Origin of the sequence: Caballeronia sp. INML2, from assembly GCF_023631365.1 — a bacterium.
GTDB classification, from domain to species: domain Bacteria; phylum Pseudomonadota; class Gammaproteobacteria; order Burkholderiales; family Burkholderiaceae; genus Caballeronia; species Caballeronia turbans.
In genome coordinates, this window is sequence record NZ_JALQDH010000020.1 from 1 (window position 1) to 7,218 (window position 7,218).

Genomic DNA, 7,218 nt, shown 5'->3' on the forward strand with positions numbered 1-7,218 from the left:
CAAGCTCCTTACTCAGCTCAACGCCATGATGCGCGATCGCACCCCCTGGAATCCCCCACATCACGATCACTTGTGACTCAGCACTTGACTCTCAATACAGTTACTTTCTTTGCAGCAGCAAAGAAAGTAACTGCCGCCCCGCATAGGGGCAGTGCTAATAAACCAAAAAGAAAACGGGATCCGGCGAAACCCACCCACCGAAAGCACCCAATACGCTTCAGGCGAACGCCTTGACAAGCGCAGCTTCCAGATCCCCGCGCAAGTCCGCTTCCGCTTCCAGGCCCACATAGAAGCGCACCAGCACCCCCTCATGCGGCCATTGCGACGCAGTGCGCATCGAAGAAACGTTGTAGGGCATCGCAAGGCTGTGCGCGCCGCCCCAACTCCAGCCGATCGAGAACAGGTCGAGCGCTTCGACGAATGCATCGACTTGTGCCGCGGTGTAACGGCCATCGAACACGATCGAGAACAGGCCGCCCGCGCCGCCCTTGAAGTCACGCTCGTAGAACGCGTGACCCGGACAATCCTCCAGCGCCGGATGCAGCACCGCCGTCACTTCAGGCCGCGTCTTCAGCCATTGCGCGAGCGCAAACGCCGTGCGGTCGTGCGCTTCGTAACGCGCCTTCATTGACGGCAGGCTGCGCAGCACGAGCGATGCATCGTCCGCCGATACGCCGATGCCCATTCTCATGCGCGCGCGCTTGAGCTTCTTGTGCAATTCCGGATTGCGCGTGATGGTCGCGCCCATCAGGATGTCGCTGCCACCCGATTGATACTTCGTCAGCGCCTGCACGGAGATGTCGACGCCATGCTCGAACGGCTTGAACGCAAGGCCCGCGGAATACGTGTTGTCGATCGCCGTGACGATGCCTTTCGCGCGCGCGACGGCGACGATCGCCGGCACGTCCTGCACTTCCATCGTCACCGAGCCGGGCGCTTCGAGCCAGATCAGCTTCGTGTTCGGACGGATCGCATCGGCGATGCCCGCGCCGGTCATCGGATCGTAGTACGTCACTTCGAGCCCGAAGTCCGCGACGAGCCAGTCGGCGTGATCGCGGTTCGGCGAATAGGCGTTGTCGGGCACGAGCACGTGATCGCCCGCCTTCATCAGGCCGAAGTAGACGTTGGAGATCGCCGCGAGCCCCGACGGCTGCAGGAGCGCGTATTCGCCGCCTTCGATCGCGGCGAGACGCTGCGCGAGCGCGATGGTCGTCGGCGTGCCGTGCAGGCCGTAGCGCCATCTGGAATCGTCGCTCCAGACGAGCGAGCGCATCGTCGCGAGATCGGGGAAGACCACCGTCGACGCGCGCGCGACCGGCACCGAAAACGACTCGAAGCCGGGCGTGATGCGGTCCTCGGGCTGCACGATGCGCGTCTGCAGGTCGCGGTCGGGGGCGTTGTTGCTGGAATCGGTCATGAGGGCTGTGTGAAGCGAAGTAAAGAAAAGCCGCCGCCGGAAACGCCCGGCGGCGTGAAGACAAGACGCGCTATTCGCCGATGATGACGTTGCTCGTGCCGCCCACGGCATTCTTCGGCGGCAGAGGGGGCGCTGGTTCCAGCGACGGCGCGGGCGGCGCCTTGCCCGCGTTCATCGGCGGCAAGGTTTGGCCGGCTACCGCCGGGCGCAGATCGAACGGCTGCGCGTTCGAATCGTCCGGGTCCATGCGTTCGCCCGACACGCTGCCGTCCGCCGCGAACTTGCCGACCCAGTTGCCCGTGATATGCGTGCCGTCGTTCGATTCCTCGATCTCGAGCGTGTCGCCGTCGCGATCGCCCGCGACCAGAACCACGTTCGGACTGCCGGCGAACTTGTACTCGCCGTGCACGCCGGACGGCTCGTCGGTTTTCGCGCCGAGCTTCATCTCGATCTGCCTGTCGCCGAGCGTGCCGACATAGCGCGGAAAACGCGCATATTCGAGATTCGGCGTGAGGGGCTTGCGGGGCGGCAGCGCAAGCTCCTTGATGGCGGCCTGCGCGCCGTGCGCGTCCGCGCCCGCCGGTTCGCGCTGATCGGGCGACAGAACGCCCGACGCGCCGGACGAACCGGGCGGCATCGGCGAATTGCAGCCCGTCAGCGCGAAGAGCGCGGTCGAGATCGCAAAGGCCGCGAGCAGGCGCGGCCCCTTCATGCTTTGCATCATCCTTCGGTCCTTCAAATACGCTCGAAAATCGCCGCGATGCCCTGCCCGCCGCCGATGCACATCGTCACGAGCGCGTAACGCCCGCCGATGCGCTGCAGCTCGTACAGCGCCTTTACGGTGATGAGCGCCCCGGTCGCGCCGATCGGATGCCCGAGCGAAATGCCCGAGCCGTTCGGATTGACCTTCGCGGGATCGAGCTTCAGTTCCTGCGACACGGCGCACGCCTGCGCGGCAAACGCTTCGTTCGCTTCGATGACGTCGAGATCGTTCACGGACAGGCCCGCGCGTTCCAGTACCTTCTGCGTCGCCGGCACCGGGCCGATGCCCATGATCTTCGGATCGACGCCCGCATGCGCGTAGGCGACGAGGCGGGCGAGCGGCTTCGCGCCGCGCTTTTCCGCGACGCCGCGCTCCATCAGCACGACGGCCGCCGCCGCGTCGTTGATGCCCGACGCGTTGCCCGCCGTCACCGTGCCGTTCTCCTTCGCGAAGACCGGCTTGAGCTTGGCGAAGTCTTCGGCGCTCGCGTTCATGCGCACGTGCTCGTCGCGGTCGAACACGGTGTCGCCCTTCTTCGACGCGAGCGTGATCGGCAGGATCTGTTCCTTGAAGTAGCCGGCTTCGGTCGCCTTCGCCGCGCGACGATGCGATTCGAGCGCGAGCGCATCCTGCATCTCGCGCGTGATGCCGAACTTCTGCGCGACGTTCTCGGCGGTCACGCCCATGTGGATCTTGTCGAACGGATCGTTCAGCGCGCCGACCATCATGTCGACGATGCGCGTGTCTCCCATGCGCTGGCCGAAGCGCGCGGCGGGCATGATGTAGGCCGCGCGGCTCATGTTTTCCGCGCCGCCGCCGATCGCGACATCCGCATCGCCGAGAAGAATCGACTGCGCCGCCGACACGATCGCCTGCAGGCCCGAGCCGCACAGCCGGTTCACCGTGAGCGCGGGCGCGTGCTGGCTGACGCCGCCATCGAGCGCCGCGACGCGTGCGAGATACATGTCGCGCGGCTCGGTATGAACGACATTGCCGAACACCACATGGCCGACTTCGTCGCCCGCGACATGTGCACGCGAAAGCGCCTCGCGCACGACGCGCGCGCCGAGATCGGTCGGGGAGAAATCCTTAAGCGAGCCGCCGAAATCGCCGATTGCCGTGCGCACGCCGCTTACCACCACTACTTCACGTTGCATGTTGCCGTCTCCGCTTGGTTGTGTTCAACAGGTCATGGATTCGTCATTCGCCGAGCGCGCGCTCGACCGTGGCCCTGTCCGGGATCGGTGCGACCGCGCCGAAGCCTTGCGTCGATAAAGCCGCCGCGGCGTTCGCATAGCGCGCCGCCGCGAAGGGATCGTCGCCCGCGACGATGCGCGCGATGAACGCGCCGCCGAAGCAATCGCCCGCACCGGTCGCATCGACCGCCTTCACGACGCGGCCCGGTACGACGCGCCGCTCATCGGGTGTCGCGATATACGCGCCTTCCTTGCCGAGTTTCAGCGCGACGACCTTCGGGCCCAGATTCAGCAGCGCGTCGATGATCGCGTCCTTGTCTTCGTGGCCCGTGAGCAAGGTGACGTCGTCCCAGCTCGGCAGGCAGATATCGGTCGAGCGGATCGCTTCGAGCATCACCGCGCGTGCGCGTGCGAGCGGCCACAGCTTCAGGCGCAGGTTCGTGTCGAAGCTGACCTTCACGCCGTGCGTGCGCGCGTGATCGATCGCAGCCAGCGCGGCGTCGCACGCCGATACGCCGATCGCGAGGCTGATGCCCGACAGGTGCACGACCTTCGCCGCCGCGATCGCGTCGAGCGGCAGATGCGCCGGCGCATAGCGGCTCGCCGCCGAGCCCGCGCGCAGATAGTCGAAGCGGTGCCCGTTCTCGCCGTGCGACACGAAATAAACGCCCGTGGGCGCATCGTGGGCCACGCGAACCGTCGATGTATCGACGTTTTCGGCACGCCACAGATCGAGCAGCAATTGCCCGAAGTGATCGTTGCCGACCGCCGACACGAAGCCCGTCGCCGCGCCCTGGCGCGACGCAGCGATGAGGAAATTCGAGACGTCGCCACCGAAGCCTTGCAGATACTCCGGCCGGTCGCGCGTCGACTGATTGAACTCGATCATCGCCTCGCCGAGCGCGAGAATGTGCGGCGTTTGCGGCATGGGTTACACCTCGCCCCAGAGATCGTGGCCATCGGCGCCGGTGATCTTCACCGACACGAAGTCGCCGGCCTTGTAGCGCTTCGATGCCTTCGTCGCCGGCGCGATGTAGACGACGCCGTCGATTTCCGGCGCATCCGCCGCCGTGCGGCCGATGCCGCCGTCCGTGCCCACTTCGTCGACGAGCACCTTCAGCGTCTTGCCGACCTTCTTCTTCATGCGCTTCGCCGAAAGTTCTTCGGCCAGCTCCATGAAGCGCGCGCGGCGTTCCTCGCGCACTTCGTCGGGCAGCGCGCCGTCGAGTTCGTTCGCGGTGGCGCCTTCGACCGGCGAATACGCGAAGCAGCCGACGCGATCCAGATCCGCTTCCTCGAGGAAGTCCAGCAGCGTCTGGAACTGCTCTTCCGTTTCGCCCGGAAAGCCCGCGATGAACGTGCTGCGAATGGTCAGGTCGGGACAGATTTCACGCCACGTCCTGACGCGCTCGAGCACCTTCTCGGCGTTCGCCGGACGCTTCATGCGTTTCAGCACCTCGGGATGCGCGTGCTGGAACGGCACATCGAGATACGGCAGCACGTGGCCGCGCAGCGGGCCTTCGGCCATCATCGGGATCACGTCATCGACGCTCGGATACGGATAGACATAGTGCAGCCGCACCCATGCGCCGTATTGCGCGGCCAGTTCGCCGAGCGCGCCGACGAGGTCGGTCATGCGTGTCTTGAGCGGCTTGCCGTTCCAGAAACCCGTGCGGTACTTCACGTCGACACCGTATGCGCTCGTGTCCTGCGAAATGACGAGCAGCTCCTTGACGCCGGACTTGAAGAGATTTTCGGCTTCGAGCATGACTTCCGCGACGGGGCGCGACACAAGATCGCCGCGCATCGACGGAATGATGCAAAACGTGCAACGATGATTGCAGCCTTCCGAAATCTTCAGGTACGCGTAGTGGCGCGGCGTGAGCTTGATGCCGGCGGGCGGCACGAGATCGGTGAACGGGTCGTGCGGTTTCGGCAGATGCGCGTGCACGGCGTTCATCACTTCGTTGGTCGCGTGCGGACCGGTGACGGCGAGCACTTTCGGATGCACTTCCTCGATCAGACCTGAGCCGCTTGCGCTCTTTTTCGCGCCGAGGCAGCCGGTCACGATGACCTTGCCGTTCTCGTTCAATGCCTCGCCGATGGCGTCGAGGCTTTCCTGCACGGCTTCGTCGATGAAGCCGCAAGTGTTGACGACGACAAGATCCGCGCCGTCATAGGTGCCGGAGATTTCGTAACCTTCGGCGCGCAGCTGGGTCATGATCTGCTCGGAATCTACAAGTGCTTTCGGGCAGCCGAGCGAAACCATGCCGATCTTCGGCGCGGGAGTCGTCCGGGCAGTTGAATCTAAAGAATTTTTCACGGGAAGAGTGTCTTGTGGGAGCGCACGAGGCCAATCCAATATTTTACCCCGGAGTGTCGGGGAGGCCGATTCCGCGCATCCGACGCCGCTCTGTCCCACCGGCATGCTCACCCTGACCAACGCGCTGTGGCGCCTCGGCGTGCAAGGCTCGGTGCGCCTCCGCTCCGGTGAAAGTCTCGTGACCCGCGCGCGCAACGAAGCCGTCGCGCATTTCCTCGCGCTCCCTCCGGCCTCGCGCGAGCGCAGCTTCTGACGCGCGCTGCGTTATCCGGTCAATTCGCACGAGGGCGCGCGCGTGCCGATCGACAGCGACGGCTTCATGAAAGTGGTCGAAGCGCCCACGGGCTTCATGCGCATCCGCCGCGCGGTACTCGAGACGACGATCGCGCGCATGCCTGAACTGCTATACAGACCGGATGCGCTGCACGGCTACTGTCATCGCTTCTTCGACGTGATGGTCGATCGTGAAACCGGACGCTATCTTTCGACGTCTACGCGTTCTGCCGCCGCTGGCGCGCTCTGGGCGGAAAGGTCTTCGTGGATGCCCGGTCGAAGCTCGCGCACCATGGGTCGTACACCTATCGCGGGGATTTCGGCGCGGCCTGGGCGCAGGATCCGGCGAGGGCGATCGGCGGGCAACGAGCGCACGACGCGCGCTCGCTCAGGACGGGGGCGTCAACCCGCCGCCCGAACGCGCCCTTGAAATGGATTACTTCTTCTCCGTCGACGAAGGCGTGGGCGTCGGGAACGGGAATGTGTTGAACATCGATTTCGCCTGCGACTGCATCTGCTCCTGCATCTGCACGAACATGTTTTTTGACTGCTCGATGTAGCTCGTCATCATGCCCTGCATCATCGGCGCCTGCATGTTCATGAACTGCGACCAGACTTCCGGGTTGAGCGCGTTGCCGTCGTAGATGCCCTTGCTCTGCTCCGTCAACTTTTGCTGGATGTCGATGAACGCCTGGATGTTCTTCTCCAGATACGTGCCCATCATCCCCTGCATCGCGTGACCGTAGAAGCGGATGATCTGCGAGAGCATGACAGAGGAGAACATCGGCAGGCCGCCGCTCTCTTCCTCCAGAATGATCTGCAAAAGGATGCTGCGCGTGAGGTCGTCGTTCGACTTCGCGTCCAGCACCTTGAAGTCTTCCTGATCGAGCACGAGTTGCTTCACATCCGACAACGTGATGTAGGTGCTCGTTTCCGTGTCATACAGCCGACGGTTCGGATACTTTTTGATAAGTCGTTCGGCGGCTTTCTTTGTAGTAGTAGTGGTGGTCATTTAACGCCTTTAAACGCAAAACTTTACTGCGATGGCAGCAAGCAGGTCTTGCGTTGTCGCAAAAAAGCGCTGCTGCATGTTCGCCGCATCGTTGATGTACCCCGGCGAGTGGGGGGGGGGGGGGGGGGGGGGGGGGGGGGGGGGGGGGGGGCGCGGCGGGGGGGGGGGGGGGGGGGGGGGGGGGGGGGGGGGGGTGGGGGGGGGGGGGGGGGGGGGGGGGGGGGGGGGGGGGGG

Annotated in this window: 8 protein-coding genes; 1 reads left to right on the plus strand and 7 read right to left on the minus strand. The window is 64.8% G+C overall.

Annotated elements, in window-relative coordinates:
* Positions 1-217 precede the first annotated feature (217 nt).
* The 5 genes from NCT32_RS07655 to rimO all read right to left on the minus strand — a co-directional run bounded on the left by NCT32_RS07655 (position 218) and on the right by rimO (position 5,645).
* Entirely contained in the window at positions 218-1,417 is a 1,200-nt protein-coding gene (locus NCT32_RS07655; protein WP_061121938.1) for a cystathionine beta-lyase, read from the minus strand.
* Positions 1,418-1,487: 70 nt separating this feature from the next.
* The gene (locus tag NCT32_RS07660) at positions 1,488-2,141 is read right to left on the minus strand and encodes a hypothetical protein (protein WP_061121939.1); all 654 of its coding nucleotides are present in this window, start codon (positions 2,139-2,141) and stop codon (positions 1,488-1,490) included.
* An 11-nt stretch (positions 2,142-2,152) separates the two neighbouring features.
* Positions 2,153-3,337: a beta-ketothiolase BktB gene (gene bktB / locus NCT32_RS07665; protein WP_061121940.1), complete on the minus strand. Its 1,185-nt coding sequence runs from the start codon at positions 3,335-3,337 to the stop codon at positions 2,153-2,155.
* Positions 3,338-3,380: 43 nt separating this feature from the next.
* The gene (locus NCT32_RS07670) at positions 3,381-4,304 is read right to left on the minus strand and encodes a sugar kinase (protein ID WP_061121941.1); all 924 of its coding nucleotides are present in this window, start codon (positions 4,302-4,304) and stop codon (positions 3,381-3,383) included.
* Positions 4,305-4,307: 3 nt separating this feature from the next.
* Positions 4,308-5,645, minus strand: coding sequence for a 30S ribosomal protein S12 methylthiotransferase RimO (gene rimO / locus NCT32_RS07675; RefSeq protein WP_061121942.1), 1,338 nt, complete (start codon positions 5,643-5,645; stop codon positions 4,308-4,310).
* Between the two features lie 157 nt (positions 5,646-5,802).
* Between rimO and NCT32_RS07680 the strand changes: the two genes are divergently transcribed.
* The gene (locus NCT32_RS07680; protein WP_250490080.1) at positions 5,803-5,952 is read left to right on the plus strand and encodes a hypothetical protein; all 150 of its coding nucleotides are present in this window, start codon (positions 5,803-5,805) and stop codon (positions 5,950-5,952) included.
* Between the two features lie 11 nt (positions 5,953-5,963).
* On the opposite strand, the gene NCT32_RS37240 is transcribed toward NCT32_RS07680, so the two are convergent.
* A complete protein-coding gene (locus NCT32_RS37240; RefSeq protein WP_284508499.1) occupies positions 5,964-6,092 on the minus strand; it encodes a hypothetical protein in 129 nt (42 codons plus the stop codon).
* Positions 6,093-6,408: 316 nt separating this feature from the next.
* Entirely contained in the window at positions 6,409-6,984 is a 576-nt protein-coding gene (gene phaR, locus NCT32_RS07685; protein ID WP_061121943.1) for a polyhydroxyalkanoate synthesis repressor PhaR, read from the minus strand.
* Between the last annotated feature and the right edge of the window lie 234 nt (positions 6,985-7,218).